Origin of the sequence: Streptomyces olivoverticillatus (assembly GCF_014203555.1) — a bacterium.
Lineage (GTDB): Bacteria > Actinomycetota > Actinomycetes > Streptomycetales > Streptomycetaceae > Streptomyces > Streptomyces olivoverticillatus.
In genome coordinates this window covers 293731-319721 of the sequence record NZ_JACHJH010000006.1, presented here as the reverse complement: position 1 = coordinate 319721, position 25991 = coordinate 293731, and the positions used below count along the sequence as shown (strand labels likewise).

Annotated in this window: 25 protein-coding genes; 2 read left to right on the top strand and 23 right to left on the bottom strand. The window is 71.2% G+C overall.

Annotated elements, in window-relative coordinates; genetic code table 11:
• Positions 1-82: 82 nt before the first annotated feature.
• The 6 genes from carB to pyrR form a co-directional block, all read right to left on the bottom strand.
• On the bottom strand, positions 83-3394 hold the full coding sequence (gene carB, locus FHS39_RS20975) for a carbamoyl-phosphate synthase large subunit (protein WP_184350959.1): 3312 nt from the start codon (positions 3392-3394) through the stop codon (positions 83-85).
• On the bottom strand, positions 3387-4544 hold the full coding sequence (gene carA / locus FHS39_RS20970) for a glutamine-hydrolyzing carbamoyl-phosphate synthase small subunit (protein ID WP_184350958.1): 1158 nt from the start codon (positions 4542-4544) through the stop codon (positions 3387-3389). The genes carB and carA overlap by 8 nt, the downstream gene beginning before the upstream one ends.
• Positions 4541-5113 (bottom strand): PH-like domain-containing protein, encoded by a 573-nt coding sequence (locus FHS39_RS20965; RefSeq protein WP_184350957.1) that lies wholly within the window; start codon positions 5111-5113, stop codon positions 4541-4543. The genes carA and FHS39_RS20965 overlap by 4 nt, the downstream gene beginning before the upstream one ends.
• Entirely contained in the window at positions 5110-6396 is a 1287-nt protein-coding gene (locus tag FHS39_RS20960; protein WP_184350956.1) for a dihydroorotase, read from the bottom strand. Before FHS39_RS20960 ends, FHS39_RS20965 begins: the two co-directional genes overlap by 4 nt.
• 2 nt (positions 6397-6398) lie before the next feature.
• Complete coding sequence (locus tag FHS39_RS20955; RefSeq protein WP_184350955.1) at positions 6399-7388, bottom strand: aspartate carbamoyltransferase catalytic subunit; 990 nt, start codon at positions 7386-7388, stop codon at positions 6399-6401.
• Positions 7389-7478: 90 nt separating this feature from the next.
• Positions 7479-8060 carry a bifunctional pyr operon transcriptional regulator/uracil phosphoribosyltransferase PyrR gene (gene pyrR / locus FHS39_RS20950; RefSeq protein WP_184350954.1) on the bottom strand — a complete coding sequence of 194 codons (582 nt, stop codon included), beginning with the start codon at positions 8058-8060 and terminating at the stop codon, positions 7479-7481.
• Between the two features lie 235 nt (positions 8061-8295).
• Here pyrR and bldD point away from each other — a divergent pair, with 235 nt between their 5' ends.
• Positions 8296-8796, top strand: a complete 501-nt coding sequence (gene bldD / locus FHS39_RS20945) for a transcriptional regulator BldD (RefSeq protein ID WP_004948690.1) — start codon at positions 8296-8298, stop codon at positions 8794-8796.
• A gap of 110 nt (positions 8797-8906) precedes the next feature.
• Here the strand turns inward: bldD and nusB are convergent, their stop codons facing one another.
• From nusB to rpsD, 15 genes are all read right to left on the bottom strand, one after another.
• Positions 8907-9341 (bottom strand): transcription antitermination factor NusB, encoded by a 435-nt coding sequence (nusB, locus tag FHS39_RS20940; RefSeq protein ID WP_184350953.1) that lies wholly within the window; start codon positions 9339-9341, stop codon positions 8907-8909.
• A 2-nt stretch (positions 9342-9343) separates the two neighbouring features.
• Complete coding sequence (gene efp / locus FHS39_RS20935; RefSeq protein WP_184350951.1) at positions 9344-9910, bottom strand: elongation factor P; 567 nt, start codon at positions 9908-9910, stop codon at positions 9344-9346.
• 54 nt (positions 9911-9964) lie between these two features.
• Entirely contained in the window at positions 9965-11071 is a 1107-nt protein-coding gene (locus FHS39_RS20930; protein WP_184350949.1) for a M24 family metallopeptidase, read from the bottom strand.
• 65 nt (positions 11072-11136) lie between these two features.
• A complete protein-coding gene (locus FHS39_RS20925; RefSeq protein WP_184350947.1) occupies positions 11137-11814 on the bottom strand; it encodes an AAA family ATPase in 678 nt (225 codons plus the stop codon).
• Between the two features lie 258 nt (positions 11815-12072).
• Complete coding sequence (aroQ, locus tag FHS39_RS20920; RefSeq protein ID WP_184350945.1) at positions 12073-12510, bottom strand: type II 3-dehydroquinate dehydratase; 438 nt, start codon at positions 12508-12510, stop codon at positions 12073-12075.
• The gene (aroB, locus tag FHS39_RS20915) at positions 12507-13598 is read right to left on the bottom strand and encodes a 3-dehydroquinate synthase (protein WP_184350943.1); all 1092 of its coding nucleotides are present in this window, start codon (positions 13596-13598) and stop codon (positions 12507-12509) included. Before aroB ends, aroQ begins: the two co-directional genes overlap by 4 nt.
• Positions 13599-13605: 7 nt before the next feature.
• Positions 13606-14151, bottom strand: a complete 546-nt coding sequence (locus FHS39_RS20910) for a shikimate kinase (protein WP_343069665.1) — start codon at positions 14149-14151, stop codon at positions 13606-13608.
• On the bottom strand, positions 14148-15332 hold the full coding sequence (gene aroC, locus FHS39_RS20905; RefSeq protein ID WP_184350941.1) for a chorismate synthase: 1185 nt from the start codon (positions 15330-15332) through the stop codon (positions 14148-14150). The genes FHS39_RS20910 and aroC overlap by 4 nt, the downstream gene beginning before the upstream one ends.
• Positions 15333-15509: 177 nt before the next feature.
• Positions 15510-16343: a shikimate dehydrogenase gene (locus FHS39_RS20900; protein ID WP_184350940.1), complete on the bottom strand. Its 834-nt coding sequence runs from the start codon at positions 16341-16343 to the stop codon at positions 15510-15512.
• Positions 16340-17956: an endolytic transglycosylase MltG gene (gene mltG / locus FHS39_RS20895; RefSeq protein WP_184350938.1), complete on the bottom strand. Its 1617-nt coding sequence runs from the start codon at positions 17954-17956 to the stop codon at positions 16340-16342. Before mltG ends, FHS39_RS20900 begins: the two co-directional genes overlap by 4 nt.
• A 123-nt stretch (positions 17957-18079) precedes the next feature.
• Entirely contained in the window at positions 18080-18544 is a 465-nt protein-coding gene (ruvX, locus tag FHS39_RS20890) for a Holliday junction resolvase RuvX (RefSeq protein ID WP_184350936.1), read from the bottom strand.
• 2 nt (positions 18545-18546) lie between these two features.
• On the bottom strand, positions 18547-21216 hold the full coding sequence (alaS, locus tag FHS39_RS20885; RefSeq protein ID WP_184350935.1) for an alanine--tRNA ligase: 2670 nt from the start codon (positions 21214-21216) through the stop codon (positions 18547-18549).
• Positions 21216-21542, bottom strand: coding sequence for a DUF6167 family protein (locus tag FHS39_RS20880; protein ID WP_184350933.1), 327 nt, complete (start codon positions 21540-21542; stop codon positions 21216-21218). The genes alaS and FHS39_RS20880 overlap by 1 nt, the downstream gene beginning before the upstream one ends.
• An 8-nt stretch (positions 21543-21550) precedes the next feature.
• A complete protein-coding gene (locus tag FHS39_RS25540) occupies positions 21551-21997 on the bottom strand; it encodes a DUF948 domain-containing protein (protein WP_343069664.1) in 447 nt (148 codons plus the stop codon).
• Between the two features lie 255 nt (positions 21998-22252).
• Positions 22253-22867: a 30S ribosomal protein S4 gene (gene rpsD / locus FHS39_RS20870; protein WP_184350932.1), complete on the bottom strand. Its 615-nt coding sequence runs from the start codon at positions 22865-22867 to the stop codon at positions 22253-22255.
• 188 nt (positions 22868-23055) lie between these two features.
• Between rpsD and FHS39_RS20865 the strand changes: the two genes are divergently transcribed.
• Positions 23056-23766, top strand: a complete 711-nt coding sequence (locus tag FHS39_RS20865; RefSeq protein WP_184350930.1) for a DUF2470 domain-containing protein — start codon at positions 23056-23058, stop codon at positions 23764-23766.
• A 60-nt stretch (positions 23767-23826) separates the two neighbouring features.
• On the opposite strand, the gene FHS39_RS20860 is transcribed toward FHS39_RS20865, so the two are convergent.
• Positions 23827-25197, bottom strand: coding sequence for an AAA family ATPase (locus tag FHS39_RS20860; protein WP_184350928.1), 1371 nt, complete (start codon positions 25195-25197; stop codon positions 23827-23829).
• 85 nt (positions 25198-25282) lie between these two features.
• A complete protein-coding gene (locus FHS39_RS20855) occupies positions 25283-25933 on the bottom strand; it encodes a vitamin K epoxide reductase family protein (protein ID WP_184350927.1) in 651 nt (216 codons plus the stop codon).
• Between the last annotated feature and the right edge of the window lie 58 nt (positions 25934-25991).

Genomic DNA, 25991 nt, shown 5'->3' with positions numbered 1-25991 from the left:
TTCTCGGGCGGGGAGGGGCAAGCGGGTCTCGTCAGAGGTCTCACGAAGAGGGGGACACCTTGCGGTGTCCCCCTCGTTCGCCTTACGCCTCGCGTGCGGCGGTCAGATGTTCCGCGTGCTCCTGCAGGGAGCGCACGCCCACGTCGCCGCGGGTGAGGGCCTCGATGCCCTGGACGGCGGCGGCGAGCGCCTGGACCGTGGTCAGGCAGGGCACCGCGCGGGCGACGGCCGCGGTGCGGATCTCGTAGCCGTCGAGGCGGCCGCCGGTGCCGTAGGGGGTGTTGACGATCAGGTCGACCTGGCCGTCGTGGATGAGCTGGACGATCGTCTTCTCGCCGTTCGGCCCCTCGCCCTCGGACTGCTTGCGCACCACGGTGGCGTTGATGCCGTTGCGCTTGAGGACCTCGGCCGTGCCGGAGGTGGCCAGCAGCTCGAAGCCGTGCGCGACCAGCTCGCGGGCCGGGAAGATCATCGAGCGCTTGTCGCGGTTGGCGACCGAGACGAAGGCCCGTCCCTTGGTCGGCAGCGCGCCGTAGGCGCCGGCCTGCGACTTGGCGTAGGCGGTGCCGAAGACGGAGTCGATGCCCATGACCTCGCCGGTCGAGCGCATCTCCGGGCCCAGCACGGTGTCCACGCCGCGGCCGTGGATGTCGCGGAAGCGCGACCACGGCATCACGGCCTCCTTCACCGAGATCGGCGCGTCCAGCGGCAGCGTGCCGCCGTCGCCGTTCTTCGGCAGCATGCCCTCCTCGCGCAGCTCGGCGATGGTCGCGCCCAGGGAGATCCGGGCGGCGGCCTTCGCCAGCGGCACCGCGGTCGCCTTCGAGGTGAAGGGGACCGTGCGGGAGGCACGCGGGTTGGCCTCCAGGACATAGAGGATGTCCCCGGCCATCGCGAACTGGATGTTGATCAGGCCACGGACCCCGACGCCCTTGGCGATCGCCTCGGTGGAGGCGCGCAGGCGCTTGATGTCGAAGCCGCCCAGCGTGATCGGGGGCAGTGCGCAGGCGGAGTCGCCGGAGTGGATGCCGGCCTCCTCGATGTGCTCCATCACGCCGCCGAGGTAGAGCTCGTGGCCGTCGTAGAGCGCGTCGACGTCGATCTCGATCGCGTCGTCGAGGAAGCGGTCGATGAGCACCGGGTGCTCGGAGATCAGGCCCGCGTGCCGCTCCAGGTAGCCGGCCAGGGAGGGCTCGTCGTAGACGATCTCCATGCCGCGGCCGCCCAGCACGTAGGAGGGGCGGACCATGACCGGGTAGCCGATCTCCGCGGCGATGGCCTGGGCCTCGGCGAAGGAGAAGGCCGTGCCGTACTTCGGCGCGGGCAGCCCGGCCTCGGTGAGCACCCGGCCGAAGGCGCCGCGCTCCTCGGCGAGGTCGATGGCCTCGGGCGAGGTGCCGACGATCGGCACGCCGTTGTCCTTGAGTGCCTGCGCCAGGCCCAGCGGGGTCTGGCCGCCGAGCTGCACGACGACGCCCGCGACCGGGCCCGCCTGCTGCTCGGCGTGGACGATCTCCAGGACGTCCTCCAGGGTGAGCGGCTCGAAGTAGAGCCGGTCGGAGGTGTCGTAGTCGGTGGAGACGGTCTCCGGGTTGCAGTTGACCATCACGGTCTCGTAGCCGGCCTCGCTGAGCGCGAAGGAGGCGTGGACGCAGGAGTAGTCGAACTCGATGCCCTGGCCGATGCGGTTGGGGCCGGAGCCGAGGATGATCACCGCGGGCTTCTCGCGCGGCGCGACCTCGGACTCCTCGTCGTAGGCGGAGTAGAAGTACGGGGTCTTGGCAGCGAACTCGGCGGCGCAGGTGTCGACCGTCTTGTAGACCGGGCGGACCCCCAGCGCGTGCCGGACCTCGCGCACGACGTCCTCGCGCAGACCGCGGATCGCGGCGATCTGGGCGTCGGAGAAGCCGTGCCGCTTGGCCTCGGCGAGCAGCTCGGGCTCGAGCTTCTCGGCGGCGCCGAGCTCCTGGGCGATCTCGTGGATCAGGAAGAGCTGGTCGACGAACCAGGGGTCGATCTTCGTCGCCTCGAAGACCTCCTCCGGGGTGGCCCCGGCGCGGATGGCCGCCATGACGGTGTTGATCCGGCCGTCGGTGGGGACGACCGCCTTGGCCAGCAGCTCGGCCTTGTCGCCGACGGGGCTCACAAAGTCGAACTGCGAGCCCTTCTTCTCCAGCGAGCGCAGCGCCTTCTGCAGCGCCTCGGTGAAGTTGCGGCCGATGGCCATGGCCTCGCCGACCGACTTCATGGTCGTGGTGAGGGTGGCGTCGGCGGCCGGGAACTTCTCGAAGGCGAAGCGGGGCGCCTTGACCACGACGTAGTCGAGCGTGGGCTCGAAGGACGCCGGGGTCTTCTCGGTGATGTCGTTGGGGACCTCGTCCAGCGTGTAGCCCACCGCGAGCCGGGCCGCGATCTTGGCGATCGGGAAGCCGGTGGCCTTGGAGGCGAGCGCGGAGGAGCGTGAGACGCGCGGGTTCATCTCGATGACGATGACCCGGCCGTCCTCGGGGTTGACCGCGAACTGGATGTTGCAGCCGCCGGTGTCGACGCCGACCTCGCGGATGATCGCGATGCCGACGTCCCGCAGGATCTGGTACTCGCGGTCGGTGAGCGTCATCGCCGGGGCGACGGTGATGGAGTCACCGGTGTGGACGCCCATCGGGTCGAAGTTCTCGATGGAGCAGACGACCACGACGTTGTCGTGCTTGTCGCGCATCAGCTCCAGCTCGTACTCCTTCCAGCCGAGGATGGACTCCTCCAGGAGCACCTCGGTGGTCGGGGAGAGCGTGAGGCCCTGGCCGGCGATGCGGCGCAGCTCCTCCTCGTTGTGCGCGAAGCCGGAGCCCGCGCCGCCCATGGTGAAGGAGGGGCGGACGACGACGGGGTAGCCGCCGAGCGTGTCGACGCCCGCGAGGACCTCGTCCATGGTGTGGCAGATGACCGAGCGGGCGGACTCGCCGTGCCCGATCTTGGCGTTGACGGCCTCGACGACGCCCTTGAAGAGGTCGCGGTCCTCGCCCTTGTGGATGGCCTCGACGTTGGCGCCGATCAGCTCGACGCCGTACTTCTCCAGAACGCCGTTCTCGTGCATCGAGATCGCGGTGTTGAGCGCGGTCTGGCCGCCGAGGGTGGGCAGGAGTGCGTCGGGGCGCTCCTTGGCGATGATCTTCTCGACGAACTCCGGGGTGATCGGCTCGACGTAGGTGGCGTCGGCGATCTCCGGGTCCGTCATGATCGTGGCGGGGTTGGAGTTCACCAGGATGACCCGCAGGCCCTCCGACTTCAGCACGCGGCAGGCCTGCGTGCCGGAGTAGTCGAACTCCGCGGCCTGGCCGATGACGATCGGGCCGGAGCCGATGACCAGAACGGACTGGATGTCGGTGCGCTTAGGCACGCTGGCCCTCCATCAGGGAGACGAAGCGGTCGAACAGGTACGCGGCGTCGTGCGGTCCTGCGGCTGCCTCGGGGTGGTACTGGACGCTGAATGCCGGCTGGTCGAGCAGCTGGAGACCCTCGACCACGTTGTCGTTGAGACACACGTGGGAGACCTCGACCCGGCCGTAGGGCGTGTCGGTCGCGGCGTCGAGCGGGGCGTCGACGGCGAAGCCGTGGTTGTGCGCGGTGACCTCGACCTTGCCGGTCGTACGGTCCTGCACGGGCTGGTTGATGCCGCGGTGGCCGTACTTCAGCTTGTAGGTGCCGAAGCCGAGCGCGCGGCCCAGGATCTGGTTGCCGAAGCAGATACCGAAGAGCGGGGTCTTGCGCTCCAGCACGCTGCGCATCACCGAGACGGGGTGGTCGGCGGTGGACGGGTCGCCGGGGCCGTTGGAGAAGAACACGCCGTCGGGGTTGACGGCGTAGACGTCCTCGACCGTGGCGGTGGCGGGCAGCACGTGCACCTCGATGCCGCGCTCGGCCATCCGCTGCGGGGTCATGCCCTTGATGCCGAGGTCCACGGCGGCGACGGTGAAGCGCTTCTCGCCGATCGCAGGGACCACGTAGGTCTCCTTGGTGGCGACCTCGGCGGAGAGGTCGGCGCCCTTCATCTGCGGGGACGCCTGCACCTTGGCGAGCATCGCGGCCTCGTCGGCGATCGCCTCGCCGGAGAAGATGCCGACGCGCATGGCGCCGCGCTCGCGCAGGTGGCGGGTGAGCGCGCGGGTGTCGATGCCGCTGATGCCCACCACGCCCTGGCGCTCGAGCTCCTCGTCGAGGGAGCGGCGCGAGCGCCAGTTGGAGGGGATGCGTGCGGGGTCGCGCACGACGTAGCCGGAGACCCAGATGCGGGCGGACTCGGGGTCCTCGTCGTTGACGCCCGTGTTGCCGACGTGCGGGGCGGTCATGACGACCACCTGGCGGTGGTAGGAGGGGTCGGTCAGGGTCTCCTGGTAGCCGGTCATGCCGGTGGAGAACACGGCCTCGCCGAAGGTCTCCCCCACGGCCCCGTAGGCGCGTCCGCGGAAGCTGCGGCCGTCCTCCAGGACGAGTACGGCGGGGATCCCCCTTTTACTCTGCGAGCCGTTCCCCTGGATGGAGGTCGTCATCGTGCGCCTTCCGTGTCGTTGTGCGAGTCGTGCAGGGTGGTGAGGGCCTCGACCCAGGCGGTGTGCTCGGCCGCCCGGTCGGAGCGGAAGCCCGAGTCGATCGTCTTGTCGCCGTGCTGCCACGTGATCACGAGCAGGCCGCCCTCGGCGAGGACCTTGCCCGCGATGCCGTTGTCCAGACGGGCGCCGCGCAGCGCCGCCGCCGGGACGAAGAAGTCCTTGGCACCGGGCCGTACGACGGCCACCCCCTGCTCCGTCAGGGTGAGCTCGGCTCGGCTGCGGGTGCCCAGGCCCTGGGCGACGATGCGGTCGAGCCACTGCCCGGCGGTGGTGGAGCCGTGGTAGCGGCCGGTCATGGTGAGCGTGGCCGCACCGGGCTCGGCGGGCGCGGCGGGGAGCTCGGGCAGGTCACCCTGGAGGGTGCCGCGCCACTTCCAGCCCTCGCGCATCAGCCAGTACAGCAGCGCGATGAAGAGCAGCAGCCCGACGACCCAGCCGATCCGTGCGGCCCAGTCGGTGACGGCCGCAGACTTCTCCTCGGCCGCCAGATTGATCAGTGCAGGTGTCACGCGAGTTTCCCGTCCACGACCGTCGCCCGGCCCCGCAGGAAGGTGTGGGTGACGCGTCCCGGCAGCTCGATGCCCTCGTAGGGCGTGTTGCGGCTGCGGGAGGCGAAGCCCGCGGGGTCCACGACACCACGGTAAGCGGAATCCACCAGCGTGAGGTTGGCGGGCTCACCGGGGGCGATGGGGCGGCCGTGGCCGGAGAGGCGGCCGATGCCCGCGGGGCGGAAGGACATGCGCTCGGCGACGCCCGCCCAGTCCAGCAGGCCGGTCTCGACCATCGTGTGCTGGACGACCGACAGCGCCGTCTCCAGGCCCACCATGCCCATGGCGGCCGCGCCCCACTCGCAGTCCTTGTCCTCGTGCGGGTGCGGGGCGTGGTCGGTGGCGACGATGTCGATGGTGCCGTCGGCGAGGGCCTCGCGCAGGGCCATGACGTCGCGCTCGGTGCGCAGCGGCGGGTTGACCTTGTAGACCGGGTTGTACGAGCGCACCAGCTCGTCGGTGAGGAGCAGGTGGTGCGGGGTGACCTCGGCGGTCACGTCGATGCCGCGGGACTTGGCCCAGCGGACGATCTCGACCGAGCCGGCGGTGGAGAGGTGGCAGATGTGGACGCGGGAGCCGACGTGCTCGGCGAGCAGCACGTCGCGGGCGATGATCGACTCCTCGGCGACGGCCGGCCAGCCGCCCAGGCCCAGCTCGGCGGAGACGACGCCCTCGTTCATCTGGGCGCCCTCGGTCAGCCGGGGCTCCTGGGCGTGCTGGGCGACGACGCCGTCGAAGGCCTTCACGTACTCCAGCGCGCGGCGCATGATCACGGCGTCGTCGACGCACTTGCCGTCGTCGGAGAAGACCTTCACCGCGGCGGCGGAGTCGTGCATGGCGCCCAGCTCGGCGAGCTTCTTGCCCTCCAGGCCGACGGTGACGGCGCCGATGGGCTGCACGTCGCAGTAGCCGGACTCCTTGCCGAGCCGCCAGACCTGCTCGACGACGCCCGCGGTGTCGGCGACGGGGAAGGTGTTGGCCATGGCGAAGACCGCCGTGTAGCCGCCGCTCGCCGCGGCGCGGGTGCCGGTCAGCACCGTCTCGGAGTCCTCGCGGCCGGGCTCGCGCAGGTGGGTGTGGAGGTCGACCAGGCCCGGCAGCAGGATCTTGCCGTCGGCCTCGACGACGGTGGCGCCTTCGGCGCTCAGGCCCGTGCCCACCGCGGCGATGGTCTCGCCGTCCACGAGGACGTCCTGCGGCTCGCCGCCGAGGAGCTTCGCACCACGGATCAGGATCTTCGGCATGGTTACTTGTTCTCCTCGGTGCGAGCGTTGTTCTGGGGCGCCACGGCCGGCTCGGAGCCGCCGAGCAGCAGGTACAGGACGGCCATGCGGGTCGAGACGCCGTTGGCCACCTGTTCGACGGCGGTGCAGCGGTCGGAGTCGGCAACCTCGGCGGTGATCTCCATACCCCGGTTCATCGGCCCCGGGTGCATGACGATGGCGTCTTCCGGCATCCGGGCCATCCGGTCGCCGTCGAGCCCGTAGCGGCGGGCGTACTCGCGCTCGGTGGGGAAGAACGCGGCGTTCATCCGCTCGCGCTGGACGCGCAGCATCATCACGGCGTCGGACTTCGGCAGCACCGCGTCCAGGTCGTAGGAGACCTCGCACGGCCAGGTCTCGACGCCGATCGGCACCAGGGTGGGCGGCGCGACGAGGGTGACCTCGGCGCCGAGGGTGTTCAGCAGGTGCACGTTGGAGCGGGCCACCCGGCTGTGCAGGATGTCGCCGACGATGGTGATCCGGCGGCCGGCCAGATCGCGTCCGATCCCGGCGTCCGGGCCGACGAGGCGGCGGCGCATGGTGAAGGCGTCCAGCAGCGCCTGCGTGGGGTGCTCGTGGGTGCCGTCGCCGGCGTTGACGACCGAGCCGCCGATCCAGCCGGAGGTGGCCAGGCGGTGCGGGGCGCCGGAGTCGTGGTGGCGGATGACGACGGCGTCCGCGCCCATCGCCTCCAGGGTCAGGGCGGTGTCCTTGAGGGATTCGCCCTTGGAGACCGAGGAGCCCTTGGCGGAGAAGTTGATGACGTCGGCGGAGAGCCGCTTGGCGGCGGCCTCGAAGGAGATGCGGGTGCGCGTCGAGTCCTCGAAGAAGAGGTTGACGACGGTGCGGCCGCGCAGGGTGGGCAGCTTCTTGATCGGCCGGTCCGCGACCCGGGCCATCTCCTCGGCGGTGTCGAGGATGAGGACGGCGTCGTCGCGCGAGAGGTCGGCGGCCGAGATGAGGTGGCGCTTCATCCGGTTGCTCCGTGGTTTAGGAGGTTTGCGGGGGTGGTGGCCGGACATGCCGCTCCGCGGGCCCGGGGTGCCGGGTCCGTGGAGTGGGAGCTACTGCCCGTCGGCCGGGGCGGCCGCGCGCACGCCGAGGAGCACGCTGTCGCGGCCGTCCTCCTCGGTGAGCTGGACCTTGACCGTCTCCCGCAGCGACGTGGGGAGGTTCTTGCCGACGTAGTCGGCGCGGATCGGCAGTTCGCGGTGGCCGCGGTCGACGAGGACCGCGAGCTGGACGGCGCGGGGGCGGCCGATGTCGTTCAGCGCGTCGAGCGCGGCGCGGATCGTGCGGCCGGAGAAGAGCACGTCGTCGACGAGGACCACCAGCTTGCCGTCGATCCCCTCACCGGGGATCTCGGTGCGCGCGAGCGCGCGGGCGGGGCGCAGCCGCAGGTCGTCGCGGTACATGGTGATGTCGAGGGAGCCGACCGGGGTCCTGGCCCCGGTGATCTCCTCGAGCTTGGCGGCCAGCCGGTGGGCGAGGAAGACGCCACGGGTGGGGATGCCGAGGAGGACGACGTCGCCGGCGCCCTTGGCGCGTTCGACGATCTCGTGGGCGATACGGGTCAGAACCCGGGCGATGTCCGGTGCTTCCAGCACGGGACGCGCGGGGTCTGCCGCAGGAATGACTGCGTCCATACGAAACGGACCTCCTTCTCCGCCTCACGGGACGGACTTTAAAGGACGTCGGATTTACAGGTTTCACGGTACCAGGAGGAACGGCGGCCCCTCACCACCACCCCCCTGACGGCCGAGGGGGTGGACCATTCGGCTTGACGAACCGAGATTACGCTGCGTAACCTCACAGTGAGTTACCAGACACGCGGCAGTCGAGAAGAGGCCGTCGCCGTCGATACAGCGTCCGGGGAGCTTTATGTCCAGCGAATACGCCAAGCAGCTCGGGGCCAAGCTCCGCGCCATCCGCACCCAGCAGGGCCTCTCCCTCCATGGCGTCGAGGAGAAGTCCCAGGGCCGCTGGAAGGCCGTCGTGGTGGGCTCGTACGAGCGCGGTGACCGTGCCGTGACCGTGCAGCGTCTGGCCGAGCTCGCCGACTTCTACGGTGTGCCCGTGCAGGAGCTCCTGCCCGGCACCACGCCCGGCGGCGCCGCCGAGCCCCCGCCGAAGCTCGTCCTGGACCTGGAGCGCCTCGCCCACGTCCCGGCCGAGAAGGCGGGCCCCCTCCAGCGTTACGCCGCGACCATCCAGAGCCAGCGCGGTGACTACAACGGCAAGGTCCTCTCGATCCGCCAGGACGACCTGCGCACCCTTGCCGTCATCTACGACCAGTCGCCCTCGGTGCTCACCGAGCAGCTGATCAGCTGGGGCGTGCTCGACGCCGATGCGCGCCGTGCCGTCCAGCACGAAGACGCCTGACAGCGACAGAGAAACGTACCGCCGGGGGCGGGAGACCCATTCGGATCTCCCGCCCCCGGCGGTTTTTCGTCTGTTGCTCCGCTGTGCCTGCGGCGCTCGCGCGCTGCTAGTTAGCGCTCGTCGCGCCGAAGGCTCGGCTTGAGCTCCTTGAAACGGCCCAGCAGACCGTTCACAAAGGCGGGCGAGTCGTCGGTGGAGAACTCCTTGGCGAGCTGAACCGCCTCGTCGATCGCCACCGCGTCCGGGGTGCCGTCCTCCCAGATCAGCTCGTAGGCCCCGAGCCGGACGATGTTCCGGTCGGCGACCGGCATCCGGTCCAGGTCCCAGTCGACCGCATAGGTGGCGATCAGGTCGTCGATCCGGGCGACATGCTCCGCATAGCCCTCGACCAGCTGCATCGTGTACTCGTTGACCGGCGGCTGACGGTCGTCGGACCGGGAGTGCCGGACCCAGTCCGCGAGGACGCTGCGCACGGAGGCACCGCGCTGGTCGGCCTCGAAGAGGATCTGGAAGGCGCGCTTACGGGCCTTGCTACGGGCGGCCACGGTTAGCTGTTCACCCGACCGAGGTACTCACCGGAGCGGGTGTCGACCTTGATCTTCTCACCCGTGGTGATGAAGAGCGGGACCGCGATCTCGTAGCCGGTCACCAGCTTGGCGGGCTTGGAGCCACCGGTGGAGCGGTCGCCCTGGACACCCGGCTCGGTGTGCTCGATGACGAGCTCGACGGCGGCCGGCAGCTCGACGTAGAGGACCTCGCCCTCGTGCTGAGCGACGGTGGCCTCGAAGCCCTCGATCAGGAAGTTGGCGGCGTCACCGACGGCCTTGCGGTCGACCATGAGCTGGTCGTACGTGTCCATGTCCATGAACACGAAGTACTCGCCGTCCATGTACGAGAACTGCATCGTCCGCTTGTCGACGGTGGCCGTCTCGACCTTCACACCGGCGTTGAAGGTCTTGTCGACCACCTTGCCGGAGAGCACGTTCTTCAGCTTCGTACGGACGAAGGCGGGGCCCTTGCCGGGCTTGACGTGCTGGAACTCGACGACGGACCAGAGCTGGCCGCCTTCGAGCTTGAGCACCATGCCGTTCTTGAGGTCGTTCGTGGATGCCACGGTTGCGGTATCTCCTGGACTGCGACTGGTGGAACCAGAAAGTGCGGTGCGCCGCTACAGCGCGAGCAGCTCTTTGGTCGTAATGGTGAGTAGCTCGGGACCGCCGTCCGCCTCGGGGCGGACGACGAGCGTGTCATCGATCCGGACGCCGCCCCGCCCCGGGAGGTGAACCCCCGGATCTACGGCGACCGGCACGCAAGCGTCCAGTTTACCCATTGCCGAGGGCGCGAGCCGAGGGTCCTCGTCGTTTTCGAGTCCCACGCCGTGTCCGACCCTCGGTCCGACCCGCTCCCCGTGGCCCGCGGCCTCCAGCACAACGCGCGCGGCGCGGTCCACATCGCGGTAGGCCGTGCCCGGCGCCAGCGCCTCCCGGCCCGCCCGCTGAGCCGCGAAGACCTGCTCGTACAGCTCGATCTGCCAGTCGGCCGGCGAGGTGCCGATCACGAAGGTGCGGGCGATCTCGCTGCGGTATCCACGGTAGTCGGCGCCCAGGCAGACGCTCAGGAAATCTCCCTCCTCGACACGCCGGTCGGTGGGCGTGTGCCCGGCGAGCCCCGAGTGGGGGCCGGTGCCCACACTGGTCGGGAAGGCCGTGCCCTCCGCACCGTGGTCGATCAGCCGGCGCTCCAGTTCCAGGGCCAGATGCCGCTCGGTGCGCCCGACGAGTATCGACTCCAGCAGCTCGCCCAGCGCCTGGTCCGCGATCTCGGCGGCGATCCGCAGGCAGGAGATCTCCTCGTTGTCCTTGACGATCCGCTGCTGCTCCACGGCCGTGCCCAGGTCGTCCAGGCGCAGCCGGGGCGCCACCGAGCGCACGGCGCGGTGCCGGGCGACGGTCAGGTGGTGCTCCTCGACGGCCAGCGAGGCGGCCCCGGCCGCGGCGGCCCGCTCGGCCGCCGCGACGGCCGGGTCGCCCTCGGGCGTCGGCAGGACGAAGACCCGCAGGTCCTCCGCGGGCCGCCCGCCCGCGACGTCGGTGAAGGGGTCGCGGGTGCAGACGAGGAGGTCCTGGCCGGGCCCGACGAGCAGCGCGGACCCGGCGGGCGCATCAGCCGCCAGATAGCGGAGATTGGCCTCGCCGGTGACCAGTGCGGCCGCGCTGCCGCCCGCCTCGCACCGCTCGCGCAGCCGGGCGCGCCGTGCCGCGTACACCTCGGACATGGTCCCGAGCGTACGTTCGGCGGAGGGATCCGGCCGGTTCAGCGCGTCCGACCGGGCGGGTGCCGCTACCAGGGGGCGAGGGCGCGGGCGACGGCCTCGTCGATGAGGCGGGCCGTGGTGGCGACGTCCTGCTGCGAGTTGTCGATGATCGGCAGGCCGGAGCCGTACCAGCCCGCCATCCGGCCGTGGATGCGGGCGACCTCCTCGTCGCTCAGGCGGCGGTTGCCGGTGCGCTCGGCGTTGCGCTCGAGGACGACCTCCAGGCCCGGCAGCAGGACGACCGGCAGCAGGCCGGGGCCCACGTGCCGCTTCCAGCCGCCGAGGCCCACGACGGGCCGGTCGGGGAAGACGGCGTCGTCGAGGATGCAGGAGATGCCGTTGGCCAGGAAATTGCGGGCGGCGAAGCCGCAGGTGCGGCGGGCGAGGCGGTACTGCGCCTCGGAGTGGTCGTTCCACCCGGACTGGGGGTCGGCGAAGCCGGAGCGGACCCATTCGCGGACGTCGTCGAGGCTGATGTGGGCCGTGGGCACCCGGCGGGTATCCGCCCAGTGCCGGGCGACGGTGGTCTTGCCTGCCCCTGCGGGGCCGATCAGCAGCACGGCGACCGGGGCGGTCGTGGCGTCCGCCACGACCGGGGCCGCCGCCGGCGGGAAGTGGCCGGTGGCCGCCTCCGGGCCGGGCGGCGGCACGGCCGGCATCGGCGGATGGGCGGGGGGCAGCGGTGACTCCACGGGCTGCTGCATCCTGTGGCACGCTCCGTTTTCGTGCGGGTGATCTGTGCGCCGGGGTACACCCGGTGAGGGTGCCCCGGTCCCGCCCTTTCACCGTTTCCTGGGGGCTACCGCCCCCAGCCCCCGGTTGGTGGGCAGGCGTTCCGCAGGGCTGGGGGCCCCTCCCAGCGGTAGCCGGGGGAGGGTGGGCACCAACCGGCCCACCGGGCCGCACCACCGGAGGTCCGGGGCGCAGCCCCGGGAGCGTACCCCAAACAGCAAACGGGCGGCTCAGCCCGCGAGTTCCTCCGCCAGCGCCCGCAGCGCCAGCCGGTAGGAGCCGATGCCGAAGCCCGCCACCGTCCCGCTCGCGACCGCCGCGATCACGGACGTGTGCCGGAACTCCTCCCGGGCGTACGGGTTGGAGATGTGCACCTCGATGAGCGGCGCCGTGCGCTGGGCGGCCGCGTCCCGCATCGCGTACGAGTAGTGCGTGAAGGCGCCGGGGTTGATGACGACGGGGATGCTGCCGTCGGCCGCCTCGTGCAGCCAGCGGATCAACTCGCCCTCGTCATTGGTCTCGCGGACCTCGACGGCGAGGCCGAGCTCCGCGCCGAGCCGGCCGCACTCCTCGACCAGGCCCTTGTAGGAGGTCGAGCCGTAGACGTCGGGCTCGCGCGAGCCGAGCCGTCCGAGGTTGGGCCCGTTCAGGACCAGGACGGGCCTCACGCCGCAATCTCCGCGTGTGCCGCCAGCAGCATGGCCGGGTCCGGGCCCTCCAGGACCGTGGGCTTGGCCAGGCCGTCCAGCACGATGAAGCGCAGACGGTCACCGCGCGTCTTCTTGTCGACCTTCATGGTCTCCAGCAGCTTGGGCCACTGGTCGCCGCGGTAGGTGACGGGCAGTCCGACGGAGGCGAGGACCTCGCGGTGGCGGTCGGCGGTGGCGTCGTCGAGGCGGCCCGCGATGCGGCCGAGCTCGGCGGCGAAGACCATGCCGACGGAGACGGCCGCGCCGTGCCGCCAGTTGTAGCGCTCGTTCTTCTCGATCGCGTGGGCCAGGGTGTGCCCGTAGTTGAGGATCTCGCGCAGGCCGGATTCCTTGAGGTCGGAGGAGACGACCTCGGCCTTGACGCGGATCGAGCGCTCGATGAGCTCGGCGGTGTGCGGGCCCCGGGGGCTGCGGGCGGCCTCGGGGTCGGCCTCGATCAGCTCCAGGATGGCGGGGTCGGCGATGAACCCGGCCTTGATGATCTCGGCCAGCCCGCTGACGTAGTCGTTGACCGGCAGCGAGTCCAGCGCGGCCAGGTCGCACAGCACCCCGGCGGGCGGGTGGAAGGCGCCGACGAGGTTCTTGCCCTCGGCGGTGTTGATGCCGGTCTTGCCGCCGACTGCCGCGTCGACCATGGCCAGCACGGTGGTGGGCACCGCGATCCAGCGCACCCCGCGCAGCCAGGTCGCGGCGACGAATCCGGCCAGGTCGGTGGTGGCACCGCCGCCCACGCCGACGATGACGTCGGTGCGGGTGAAGTTGGACTGCCCCAGCGCCTTCCAGCAGTAGGCGGCGACCTCGACGGTCTTGGCCTCCTCCGCGTTGGGCACCTGGATCGCGATGGCCTCGTATCCCTGGTCGGTCAGGTCCTGCCGGAGCACCTCGCCGGTCTCGGCGAGCGCCTCGGGGTGCAGCACGGCGACCCGCTTGGCCTTGTCGCCGACGAGGCCGGGCAGCTCGCCCAGCAGCTGGCGCCCGACCAGGACGTCGTACGGCGCGGTGCCCGCGCTGCCTGCGACGTGGATGCGGGTGGGGGCGTCGGTCATGCGTTCCTCACTGCGTGGTGTCCGGTGTGTGGGCCGGGGGCGGGGCCAGCGCCTCGAGCACGGCGTCGGCGACCTCGGCCGGGGTGCGGCCGCCGGTGGCGACGACGGCACGGGCGACCTCGGTGTAGAGCGGGCGGCGCGCCTCCATCAGCTCGCGCCACCGCTTGCGGGGGTTGACGGCGAGCAGCGGACGCGGGGTGTCCAGGCCGACGCGGCGCACGGCGTCGGCCAGTTCGACGTCGAGGAAGACCACCGGCAGCCCCTTGAGGAGGGCTCGGGTGGCGGCATCCATGATCGCGCCGCCGCCGAGGGCGAGCACTCCGCGGTGCTCGGCCACGGCGGCGCGGACGGCTTGCCGCTCCAGCTCGCGGAAGTGCGGCTCGCCGTCGTCGAGGAAGATCTCCGGGATGGGCTTGCCCGCGGTGCGCTCGATGTCGGCGTCGGTGTCCCGGTAGCCGGTGCCCAGCCGCTCGGCGAGCAGGGCGCCGATGGTGGACTTGCCCGCTCCGGGCGGGCCCACCAGGACGACCACGGGACCTGCGCTTCCGGTCACTTGATCGCCAGGTTGTCGAGGTAGGAGCGGACGTTGCGGCGGGTCTCGGCGACGCTGTCGCCGCCGAACTTCTCCACCACCGCATCCGCGAGGACCAGGGCCACCATCGCCTCGGCGACGATCCCGGCGGCCGGGACGGCGCAGACGTCGGAGCGCTGGTGGTGCGCCTGGGCGGCCTCGCCGGTGGCGACGTCCACCGTGGCCAGAGCGCGCGGGACGGTCGCGATGGGCTTCATCGCGGCGCGCACGCGCAGCAGCTCGCCGGTGGTCAGGCCACCCTCGGTGCCACCGGAGCGGCCGGAGGTGCGGCGGATGCCGTCCTCGGTGGCGACGATCTCGTCGTGCGCCTTGGAGCCGGGCACCCGGGCCAGCTCGAAGCCGTCGCCGACCTCGACGCCCTTGATCGCCTGAATGCCCATCAGGGCGGCGGCGAGGCGGGCGTCCAGACGGCGGTCCCAGTGCACGTGCGAGCCGAGGCCGACCGGCACTCCGTAGGCGAGGACCTCGACGACGCCGCCGAGGGTGTCGCCGTCCTTGTGGGCCTGGTCGATCTCGGCGACCATCGCCTTGCTCGCGTCGGCGTCCAGGCAGCGCACCGGGTCGGCGTCGAGCTTCTCGACGTCGGAGGGCTTGGGGTGGACGCCGTAGGGGGCCTTGGCCGCGGCGAGCTCCACGACGTGCGAGACGATCTCGATGCCCGTCGTCTCCTTGAGGAAGGAGCGGGCGATCGTGCCGAGGGCGACACGGGCGGCGGTCTCCCGGGCGGAGGCGCGCTCCAGGATCGGCCGGGCCTCGTCGAAGCCGTACTTCTGCATGCCCGCGAGGTCGGCGTGGCCGGGGCGGGGACGGGTCAGCGGGGCGTTGCGGGCCAGCGCGGCGAGCTCGTCGGGGTCGACGGGGTCGGCCGCCATGATCTTCTCCCACTTGGGCCACTCGGTGTTGCCGACCATGACCGCGACCGGGGAGCCCAGCGACAGGCCGTGCCGGACGCCGCCGAGGAAGGTGACCTCGTCCTTCTCGAACTTCATGCGCGCGCCGCGGCCGTAGCCCAGGCGGCGGCGGGCGAGGGCGTCCGCCACCATGTCCGTGGTGACCGGCACGCCGGCAGGCAGCCCCTCCAACGTCGCCACCAGTGCCGGACCATGCGATTCCCCGGCCGTCAGCCAGCGCAACCTGCTCAACGGGACTCCTCTTGCTCGCGCCTCGGGATCATGCGGCGGCGCGGCCCGGGGACACCTCCCAGCGGTGGCTGGAGGAACGCGGCCCTTGGCCCGCCGACTCCGATCCTCCCACGTCCGGGCGATTTCTCCGGTCGCAGGTCCAGTTTGCGGACCTACTGCGTCAGGTTGTGAGACCGGTCAACGGCCGCGGGCCGCCAGTGCGGCCTCGCCCGCGGCGCGCATCGCGGCCAGCGGCGCCGGGGCGCGGCCGGTCATCTGCTCGACCTGGAGGACGGCCTGGTGCACCAGCAGGTCGAGGCCGCCGAGGATCGCGCCGCCACGCAAGCGCCAGGCAGCGGCGAGCGGGGTGGGCCAGGGCTCGTACAGCACGTCGAAGAGGGTGCCAGGGTGTTCGGGGACGGCGGCGGCCAGCTCGTCGGTGGCTCCGGCCGGGGTGGTGGCGATCACCAGGGGCGCGGTGAGGGCCTCGGCGGCGCGCGACCAGTCGGCGGTGCGCACGGACACCCCGAGGCGCTCGCCCCACTGCCGCATCTCGGCGGCGCGTTCGGCACTGCGCACGTAGGCGGTGACCTCGCCGGTGCAGATGCGGGCGAGGGCGGCGAGCGCGGAGGAGGCGGTGGCGCCCGCGCCCAGCACGGCGGCGGAGTCCGTCTTCTCGACGCCGCGCTCGCGCAGGGCGGCCGCGATGCCGGGGATGTCGGTGTTGTCGCCGATGCGGCGGCCGTCCTCGGTGAACACCACGGTGTTGACGGCCTCGACGGACTCGGCGGTGGCGCTGACGCCGTCGAGCAGCGGGATGACCGCCCGCTTGAGCGGCATGGTCAGCGACAGCCCGGCCCAGCTGTCGTCGAGCCCTTCGACGAAGGCGGGCAGCGCCGCCTCGTCGACCTCGAAGCGGTCGTACGTCCACTGCGTCAGGCCCAGCTCCGCGTAGGCCGCCCGGTGCAGCACCGGGGAGAGCGAGTGGGCGATCGGCGTACCGAGCACCGCCGCCCGGTGACGTGTGGTCATTGGCCGCCCTTCTTGTGCGCCTGGTTGTACTTCTCGCGGTTGCGGTTCTGCTCCTCGTTCGTCACCGCGAACAGCGTCTCGTTCTCGTTGATCGACACGAAGTAGTACCAGGGGCCCGGCGCGGGCTGGAGCGCCGACTTCAGCGCCTCGAGACCGGGGTTGTCGATCGGTCCGGGCGGCAGGCCCTTGATCTTGTAGGTGTTGTACGGGTCCTTGAACTGGCGCAGGTCGCTGACGGCGCCGGTGTCCAGGGTGCTCGTCTTCTTGGCGTAGTTGACCGTCGAGTCGAAGTCGAGCAGTCCGTAGGTCTCCTTGTTGTCCGGCTTGAGCCGGTTGTAGATGACGCGGGAGACCTTGTCGAAGTCGTGCTTGTAGCGGCCCTCGGCCTGCACCAGGCTGGCGACGGTGAGGACCTGCAGCGGGGACTTGAGCCCCAGCTCCTTGGCCTTGCCGTCCAGGTCCTGCTCGGCGTAGTTGTCCTTGGCGCGGGCCACCATCTGCCGCAGCAGGTCCTCGGGCTTGGTGCCCTTGGCCGCGTTGTACTGCGAGGGGAAGAGGAAGCCCTCGAGCGGGTCCTTGATGTCGGCCTCGGTGCCGGCCCAGTCGGGCAGGCCCAGGTTCTTCGCCTGGCTCTTGGCGACGTCCTGGGTGGTGCCCGCCTTGAGGCCGAGCTTCTTGTCGATCGCGGCATAGACCTCGGCGGCCCGGGTCCCCTCGCCGAAGGTGAGCAGGTTCTTGGTGTCGGTCATCATCGCGATGGCCGCCTGTGCCGACATCTCCTTGTGCAGGGTGTACGTGCCCGGCTGGATGCCCTTGCCCTTGGCGGACTCCCCGGCGGCCTCAGTGAACGCGCGGGAGCTCTTGACCACGCCGTTCTTCTGCAGGATGTCGCCCATCTGGGTAAGCCCGGACCCCTTGGGGATCTCGACCTGGACCTGCCCGGTGCCCTCGCCGTCGTAGTCGGGCGCGGGACCGAAGTTGGCCTCCCAGTAGTCGTAGCCGAGATAGCCGAGGCCGCCCACGCCGCCGACGAGCACGACGGCCACCAGCAGGCAGGCCGTGCCGCTGCGGCGCTTGTTCTTCTTCTTGCCCTTGCCGCGCCGGTCACGGCCGCGGCCGCGCCCCTCGTCCGGCTCGGGCTCGTCCTCGGCGGGGGCGGACGGCGCCTCCGGCGGGTCGTCGAAGAGGGAGATCTTGTCCTGGTCGGGCTCCGGGCGCCACTCCTCGTGCAGCCCCTGCGGAGCGGACTGCTGCTGCAGCTGCTCGTGCCCGCCCTGGCGCTGCTCGCCCACGTAGGGGGCGTGCTGCTGGGGCGGGTAGGCCTCCTGCGGCGTGCCGTAGTGGCCCTGCCCCTCCCCGGGGTAGGAGCCGCCGCCCTGCCCGGCGTACTGGCCGCCGGGCTGGGGGACGTAGTGGCCTCCGGTGTCCTGGGAGGGGTCCCAGCCGTGGCCCTGCTGCTGTTCGGGGTAGTGCTGCTGCTGACCGTAGGGGGGCTGCGACTGCTGCGGCTGGTGCTGCTGCGGGTACTGCTGCCCGTTGTATCCCTGGTCCCCGTAGAGGGGGTCCTCGGGATGCCACGGTTGGGAGCCGGAACCCCGGCCGTACTCAGTCATCTATCCCCTAGAGCCGCACAGCGGCAGCCAATGAGCGCCCCGTCGGACGCGATCCGATGTCTGGTCCTGCCCGGAAGACATTCGAACAGCTGCCATGTCGCGCGGAACGTTACCGTATTGCGATCAGATGACCACTTCCACGGTCTCCCCCGGCGGCCGCCCGGAGACCTTCTCGGTCTCCAGGGCGTTCTGCAGGATGATCACGGCCGCCGCCTGGTCGACGACGGAGCGGCCCTTCTTCGAGTTCACCCCGGAGGCACGGAGCCCCTGGGTGGCCGTGACGGTCGTCATCCGCTCGTCGACCAGCCGGACCGGCACCGGGGCGATGCGCCGCGCCATCTCCCGGGCGAAGGTCCGCACCTTGGCCGCGGCCGGCCCCTCTCCCCCCTTGAGGGAGCGGGGCAGACCGACAACGACCTCGATGGGCTCGTACTCCGCGACGATCGCCACGAGCCGCTTGTGGGCCTGCGGGATGTCACGGCCCGGCACGGTCTCGACCGGAGTGGCGAGGATCCCGTCGGGGTCGCACGAAGCGACCCCGATCCGGGCGTCCCCGACGTCGACGGCGATGCGCCTGCCTCGTCGCACGATCAGGCCGCTTCCGCCACGAGGCGCTCGATGGCGGCCATGGCCTCGTCGAGGGCCTCGGGGTTCTGGCCGCCGCCCTGGGCGACGTCCGGCTTGCCGCCGCCTCCGCCGCCGAGGGTCTTGGCGGCCGTACGGACCAGGTCGCCGGCCTTGAGGCCGCGCTCGCGGGCGGCGTCGTTGGTGGCGATGACGGTCAGCGGACGGCCGTTGGCCACGGTGAACAGGGCCACGACGGCCGGGCGGCCGCCCTGGATGCGCCCGCGGACGTCGAGGACGAGCTTGCGCAGGTCGTCGGCGCCGGTGCCGTCCGGCACCCGGCCGATCGCCAGGGCCACGCCGTGCACGTCCTTGGCACCCTCGGCCAGACCGGCCGCGGCCTGCAGGACCTTCTCGGCGCGGAAGCGCTCGATCTCCTTCTCGGCGTCCTTGAGCTTGGCGAGCATGCCGGAGATCTTCTCCGGAAGCTCCTCGGGACGGCCCTTGACCAGCTCGGTGAGCTGGGCGACGACCGTGTGCTCCTTGGCCAGGAAGTTGTAGGCGTCGGCACCGACGAGGGCCTCGACGCGGCGCACGCCCGAGCCGATGGAAGACTCACCCAGCAGCTTCACCAGGCCCAGTTGGGCAGTGTTGTGGACGTGCGTGCCACCGCACAGCTCCTTGGAGAAGTCGCCGATGGTCACCACGCGCACGCGCTCGCCGTACTTCTCGCCGAACTCGGCGATGGCGCCCTGCTTCTTGGCCTCCTCCAGGCTCATCACCTCGGCGTGCACGTCGAGTTCGTGCGAGAGGACCTCGTTGATCCGCTGCTCGACGTCGGTGAGGACCGAGCCCGGCACGGCCGCCGGCGAACCGAAGTCGAAGCGGAAGCGGCCGGGCGAGTTCTCCGAACCGGCCTGGGCGGCCGTCGGGCCCAGCGCGTCGCGCAGCGCCTGGTGGGTGAGGTGAGTGGCGCTGTGGGCACGGGCGATGGCCCGGCGGCGCCGGACGTCGATGGACGCGTAGGCGGTGGCACCGAGGGTGACCTCGCCGACCTGCACGACGCCCTTGTGGACGTTGACGCCCGGGACGGGCTTCTGGACGTCGCGGACCTCGATGACCGCGCCGTTGTCGAGCTTGATGCGGCCCTGGTCGGCCAACTGGCCGCCGCCCTCGGCGTAGAAGGGGGTGCGGTCCAGGACGACCTCGACCTCGTCGCCCTCGGAGGCGGCGGGCGAGGGCACGCCGTCGACGAGCAGGCCGACGACCGTGGCCTCGTTCTCGGTGAGGGTGTAGCCGGTGAAGTCGGTCTCGCCTGCGGTGTCGGCCACCTCGCGGTAGGCGGAGAGGTCGGCGTGGCCGGTCTTCTTGGCCTTGGCGTCGGCCTTGGCGCGCTCCCGCTGCTCCTTCATCAGGCGGCGGAAGCCGTCCTCGTCCACGGACAGGCCCTGCTCGGCGGCCATTTCCAGGGTGAGGTCGATCGGGAAGCCCCACGTGTCGTGGAGCAGGAACGCCCTGTCGCCGGCGAGCACCTTGCCGCCGGCGGCCTTGGTCTCGGTGACGGCGGCGTCGAGGATGTTGGTGCCGCCCTTGAGGGCCTTGAGGAAGGCGGCCTCTTCGGCGAGCGCGACGGTCTCGATGCGCTTGCGGTCCGTCAGCAGCTCCGGGTACTGCTGGCCCATCGTCTTGATGACGACGTCGATGAGCTCGCCGACGACCGGGCCGGTGGCGCCCAGCAGGCGCATGTTGCGGATGGCACGGCGCATGATGCGGCGCAGGACGTAACCGCGGCCCTCGTTGCCGGGGGTGACGCCGTCTCCGATGAGCATGGTGGAGGTGCGCAGGTGGTCGGCGATCACGCGCAGCGAGACGTCCGAGTCCTTGGCGGCGCCGTACTGGACGCCGGTCAGCTCGGTGGCCTTGTCGATGACGACGCGCAGGGTGTCGGTCTCGTACATGTTCTGCACGCCCTGCAGGATCATCGCCAGGCGCTCGAGACCGAGGCCGGTGTCGATGTTCTGGGCGGGCAGGTCGCCGAGGATCGGGAAGTCCTCCTTGCCCTCGCCCGCGCCGCGCTCGTACTGCATGAAGACCAGGTTCCAGATCTCCACGTAGCGCTCGTCGTTGACGGCCGGGCCGCCCTCGATGCCGAACTCGGGGCCGCGGTCGTAGTTGATCTCGGAGCACGGTCCGCAGGGGCCGGGAACGCCCATGGACCAGAAGTTCTCCTTCTTGCCCAGGCGCTGAATGCGCTGGGCGGGCACGCCGATGACGTCGCGCCAGATGCGCTCGGCCTCGTCGTCGTCGAGGTAGACGGTGATCCAGAGCTTCTCGGGCTCCAGGCCGTAGCCGCCATCCGCCACGGGAGCCGTCAGCAGCTCCCAGGCGTACTTGATGGCGCCTTCCTTGAAGTAATCGCCGAAGGAGAAGTTGCCGCACATCTGGAAGAACGTGCCGTGCCGGGTGGTCTTGCCGACCTCTTCGATGTCCGGGGTGCGGACGCACTTCTGCACGCTGGTGGCGCGGGAGAAGGACGGCTTGACCTCGCCGAGGAAGTACGGCTTGAAGGGCACCATGCCCGCGTTGACCAGCAGCAGGGTCGGGTCGTCCGCGATGAGCGACGCCGACGGCACGACGGTGTGCCCGCGCTCTTCGAAGAAGCGCAGCCAGCGGCGGCGGATTTCAGCCGACTCCATCAGTGGTCCTCTTTCCGGGTGAGCGAGTTGTAGGTGTGCTGTTCGAGAGCGACCAGGCGGCGCTGCTCGGGGAGTGCGCCGCGCTCGGGCTCGGGCGGCGGTGCGCTCAGGCCGAGCGCGTCCTTGAGTGCTGCTTCGCGATGCGCCATGCCGTCGCGGACGTCGAGGGCGAAGAGCTTGACCTTCCGGCCCGCGATGACAGCGCGGTCCGCCGCCTGCAGGGCCAGGCTCTCCGGGGTGAGCTTGGCGAGCTTGCGGTTGACCTTGGTGGTGGCCCAGACACCGGCTGCTACACCGGTGGTGAACCAGAACGTGCGGCGGAACATTTCTGGGGTCAACCCTTCCCACGGGTGCGGCGGCCGCCCCGGCGGGCGGACGGGAGTTTCTGGTCGACGGCCCGGCCGACGAAGACGGTGCCCGGCGATGCCACGGGGTCCGTCTTGCGCCCGATCGCGCGCCGTACGCCGTAGCCGAACGCGGCGACCTTGACCAGCGGCCCGCCGAAGGCGGAGGAGACGGTCGAGGAGAGCGCGGAGGCGTTGGCCGTGACCTCCTGGACGTCCGCGGTGATCGAGTCGACGCGGGCGAGCTGGGTGTTCGCGGAGCGGACGGTCGCGGAGGCGTCGGCGAGCAGCGGCACGGCCTGTTCGCAGACGTCGGTGACGAGCTTGGTGGCCGCCCTCAGCGCCTGCGCGAGCCGCACCAGCACCAAGGCGAGGAAGGACACCAGGATCGCCCAGAAGACGGCCACGAGGATCCCGGCCACTTCTCCACCGGACACGCTGCACCGCTCCCTGCAAAATCGTCGCTGTCCATCGGAATGGACATCGCGTCCATCGAAATAAACGTCGGGTACCGACCTTATCGCGCCGGGCCTCGCGGCCCGTACCGCATTACGCCGCGGGGAAAGGCCGCAGCCGCGGGGAAGGGCCTTGGCCGCGGGGAAAGGCCGTAAACGCGCCAGCCCGCCGGCTCGCCGACCACGAGGGACGGCGAAGACGACGGGCTGGGCGAAAAGGAGAGTGCGACGTCCGGGTCAGCGGGCGTAGTACTCGACGACGAGCTGCTCGTCGCAGATCACGGGGATCTCCTTGCGGTTCGGCTCGCGGTCCAGGCGGAAGGCCAGCGCGGCCAGGTTGACCTGGAGGTAGCGCGGGGTCTCGCCCTCGGCGGCGAAGCCACCGGCGCGGGAGACCTCGAAGAGGGGCTTGGTGCGGCTGCGCTCGCGGACCATCACGACGTCGTCGGGACGGACGCGGAAGGACGGCTTGTCGACCTTGCCACCGTTGACCTCGATGTGGCCGTGGACGACCATCTGGCGGGCCTGGTAGATGGTGCGGGCGATGCCCGAACGCAGGACCAGGGCGTCGAGGCGGCGCTCGAGCTCGACGACCAGCGCCTCACCCGTCTTGCCCTCGGCCTTCTTGGCACGGTCGTAGGCGCGGGCCATCTGGCGCTCGCTGATGTCGTACTGGGCGCGCAGACGCTGCTTCTCGAGCAGACGGACCTTGTAGTCCGAGTTCTGCTTGCGGCCACGGCCGTGCTCGCCCGGCGGGTAGGGGCGGGCCTCGAAGTACTTGACAGCCTTCGGGGTCAGCGCGATGCCGAGCGCGCGAGACTTCTTGACCTTGGGACGCGACTGGTTAGGCACGTTCTCCAGACCTCCATTGTAGGTTAGGTTAGGCTCACCTTACTCAAGGAGATCGCATGTCTCGTCCGGGGAACACCAGTCACATCACGGACAGCACGAAGAAGGCCGACGCAGCTCAAGGCGTCGACGCGACGGAGGTCCGATCAGATCGTGGTCAGCCGCGTCCCAGCGGACTTGAAATCGCACGGATGCCGTCAGCAGCCGAGCGCACACGAACTCTCGTACAGAGTACATGCTCCTCGGTACTGCTCGTGCCCGGGCTCCGGGCCGCCGGGGCCGACCGGCCGGCGCCCGAGGTCCGCACCGTGGGCCCGGACGGCGAGGTGTTCCTGCTGCTGCCCGCCGATTCCCCGGCCGTACGGGCCGCCACGCACGCCCAGGACGACGAACTGGCCGCTGTGCTGGAGATCACCGACGTGGCGCCGGTCTCCGTACCCGACCGTATCCGGGGCCGGGCTTGGATCTCCGGCTGGCTCACCTGCGTGCCCGGGGTCGCGGAGCCGGGGCGGATGCTGCTGCGCCTGGAGCCGGGCGAGGTGAGCGTAGACGACCTGTGGGGCGCCGACCACGTCGAGCCGGAGGCCTTCGCCACCGCCTCGGCGGACCCGCTGGCCTGCCACGAGACGGAGCTGCTGCAGCACCTGGCCGCCGGCCACGGCGACCAGGTGCGCGGCCTGGGCACGCTGCTCGGCGGCGGCCACGACGACGGCGATTACGAGCAGGTGACGCCCCTCGCCCTGGACCGCTTCGGACTGCGGGTGCGCTTCACCCGGCGCCACGGCGGCGGCAGCCCGGCGGACCGCTCCTTCGACGCACGCTTCGAATTCCCGCAGCCGGTCCGCGACATCGCGGGCCTCCGCGCCGAGATGCACCGCCTCTTCGAATCGGCGGCTTCCTGACGCCGGGGCCGGACGGGCCGGATCCGGCGGCCCGTCCGGCCGTCGACGGCCGGGGGCCGGCTACTCCTTCGGCTGCTCGCCGCGCAGCCGGTCCCGGACGCGCTCGACCACATCCGCGTACCGCGCCTCCGCCCCGTGGCGCGTCGGCTCGTAATAGCGCTTGCCGTGAATGGCATCCGGCGCGTACTGCTGGGCGGCGATGCCGCCGGGAAGGTCGTGCGGATAGACATAGCCCTGCGCATGGCCGAGCTTTTCGGCACCCTTGTAGTGCCCGTCCCGCAGATGCGGCGGAACCGGCCCCGCCAGCCCCGCCCGGACGTCCGCCAACGCGGCGTCGATCGCGAGATACGCCGCATTGGACTTGGGCGCCAGGGCCAGCGCCACGGCGACCTGGCTGAGCGTGATCCGGGCCTCGGGGAAGCCGATCAGCGCCACCGCCTGCGCGCCCGCGACGGCGGTCTGCAAGGCCGTGGGGTCCGCCAGCCCGATGTCCTCGCTCGCCGAGATCATCAGGCGCCGGGCGATGAACCGGGGGTCCTCCCCCGCCTCGATCATGCGGGCCAGGTAGTGCAGCGTCGCGTCCACGTCCGAGCCGCGGATCGACTTGATGAGGGCGCTGGCCACGTCGTAGTGCTGATCGCCGTCGCGGTCGTACTTCACCGCGGCGCGGTCGACGGCGCCCTCCAGGGTCTCCAGGCTGACCTCGCCCTCGCCCTTGGCGAGGGCGGAGCCCGCACCGGCCTCCAGGGCCGTCAGCGCCCGCCGGGCGTCGCCCCCCGCGATGCGCAGCAGGTGCGCCTCGGCGTCCTTTGGCAGGGTCACGGCACCGCCGAGCCCGCGCTCATCGGCCAGCGCCCGCCAGATCAGGGCGCGCAGATCATCGTCGGTGAGCGCCTGGAGCGTCAGCAGCAGCGAGCGCGACAGCAGCGGGGAGATGATCGAGAAGTAGGGGTTCTCGGTGGTGGCCGCGATCAGGGTGACCCAGCGGTTCTCCACGGCGGGCAGCAGGGAGTCCTGCTGGGCCTTGCTGAAACGGTGGATCTCGTCCAGGAAGAGGACGGTCTCCTTGCCGTAACCGCCCGAGGCCCGGCGGGCGCCGTCGATGACGGCCCGCACCTCCTTGACCCCGGCGGTGATCGCGGACAGCTCCACGAAGCGCTTGTTGGTGGCCTGGCTGACCACATAGGCCAGCGTCGTCTTGCCGATGCCGGGCGGGCCCCAGAGGATCACCGAGGAGGGCCCGGCCGGGCCGCCGCTCCCCTCTGCCCCCCTCTCGACAAGTCTGCGCATCGGCGAGCCCGGCTTGAGGAGGTGCCCCTGGCCGACGACCTCGTCGAGGGTGCGGGGGCGCATGCGAACGGCCAGAGGGCTGCCCGCCGGATCCTTCTCCTGGCGGTCCTCTGCGGCTGCGGTGAACAGGTCGGGCTCCACGCTCGAAACCCTATGCCACGGCACTGACAACGCCGCCGGACCCGAAGGTCCGACGGCGTAGGTCAAGCCAGGGCGCGGGCGCGCGTCAGGGCGTGCCGCCTGTCCAGAACCACCACCACTTGGTGAGGATCAGCATGCCGATCACGCCGACCCACAGCACCGGCACCACCCAGTGGAACTCCAGGAGGCCGCGGCGCAGCCCCTCCGGGACCGGGATGAAGCGGTGCCGGATGTTCTGCACGGTCACGTAGCAGAACATGACGATCGTGGCGACCCAGGCCAGGCAGCACCACAGGCACAGCGAGCCGATCACGTACAGCGACTGGTACTGCAGCCACGTGACGAAGCCGACGCCGAAGAGGCAGCCGGCCTCCATGCCCAGCCAGTACCACCGGGGGAAGCGGGCCCCGCCGAGCAGGCCGAGCCCGATGGCGACGATCACGCTGTAGGTGGCGAGGCCCAGCATCGGGTTGGGGAACCCGAAGGCGTGGGCCTGCTCGCTCTTCATGATGTTGCCGCAGGACACGATGGGGTTCAGGCTGCAGCCCGGTACGAAGTTCGGGTCTTCCAGCAGCTTGAACTTGTCGAGCGTGATGACCCAGGACGCCAGCACCCCCAGCGCACCGGTGATCACCAGCAGCAGGGCGAACGCCCGGCTGCCTCCCACGGCACCGGTGCCGGGGCCGTCCCGCTCCACGTCGTCGGTGTCGGAACGGTCGAGAGCCGAAGTGGTCATAGCGCCGTGGGTCCCATCAGTCGGTCGTTGCGCCCATTGTGCACCAGGGGCCTGGCAA

What these genes read in the sequence shown, in the direction of transcription:
- bldD (WP_004948690.1), top strand. Translation starts at nt 8,296, where the DNA reads ATGTCCAGCGAATACGCCAAGCAGCTCGGGGCCAAGCTCCGCGCCATC.
- mltG (WP_184350938.1), bottom strand. Translation starts at nt 17,956, where the DNA reads ATGACTGAGTACGGCCGGGGTTCCGGCTCCCAACCGTGGCATCCCGAG.
- FHS39_RS20925 (WP_184350947.1), bottom strand. Translation starts at nt 11,814, where the DNA reads ATGCAGCAGCCCGTGGAGTCACCGCTGCCCCCCGCCCATCCGCCGATG.
- alaS (WP_184350935.1), bottom strand. Translation starts at nt 21,216, where the DNA reads ATGGAGTCGGCTGAAATCCGCCGCCGCTGGCTGCGCTTCTTCGAAGAG.
- FHS39_RS20955 (WP_184350955.1), bottom strand. Translation starts at nt 7,388, where the DNA reads ATGAAGCGCCACCTCATCTCGGCCGCCGACCTCTCGCGCGACGACGCC.
- carA (WP_184350958.1), bottom strand. Translation starts at nt 4,544, where the DNA reads ATGACGACCTCCATCCAGGGGAACGGCTCGCAGAGTAAAAGGGGGATC.
- FHS39_RS20880 (WP_184350933.1), bottom strand. Translation starts at nt 21,542, where the DNA reads ATGTTCCGCCGCACGTTCTGGTTCACCACCGGTGTAGCAGCCGGTGTC.
- FHS39_RS20865 (WP_184350930.1), top strand. Translation starts at nt 23,056, where the DNA reads ATGCCGTCAGCAGCCGAGCGCACACGAACTCTCGTACAGAGTACATGC.
- FHS39_RS20960 (WP_184350956.1), bottom strand. Translation starts at nt 6,396, where the DNA reads ATGCCGAAGATCCTGATCCGTGGTGCGAAGCTCCTCGGCGGCGAGCCG.
- pyrR (WP_184350954.1), bottom strand. Translation starts at nt 8,060, where the DNA reads ATGGACGCAGTCATTCCTGCGGCAGACCCCGCGCGTCCCGTGCTGGAA.
- FHS39_RS20900 (WP_184350940.1), bottom strand. Translation starts at nt 16,343, where the DNA reads ATGACCACACGTCACCGGGCGGCGGTGCTCGGTACGCCGATCGCCCAC.
- aroB (WP_184350943.1), bottom strand. Translation starts at nt 13,598, where the DNA reads ATGACCGACGCCCCCACCCGCATCCACGTCGCAGGCAGCGCGGGCACC.
- FHS39_RS20855 (WP_184350927.1), bottom strand. Translation starts at nt 25,933, where the DNA reads ATGACCACTTCGGCTCTCGACCGTTCCGACACCGACGACGTGGAGCGG.
- FHS39_RS20930 (WP_184350949.1), bottom strand. Translation starts at nt 11,071, where the DNA reads ATGTCCGAGGTGTACGCGGCACGGCGCGCCCGGCTGCGCGAGCGGTGC.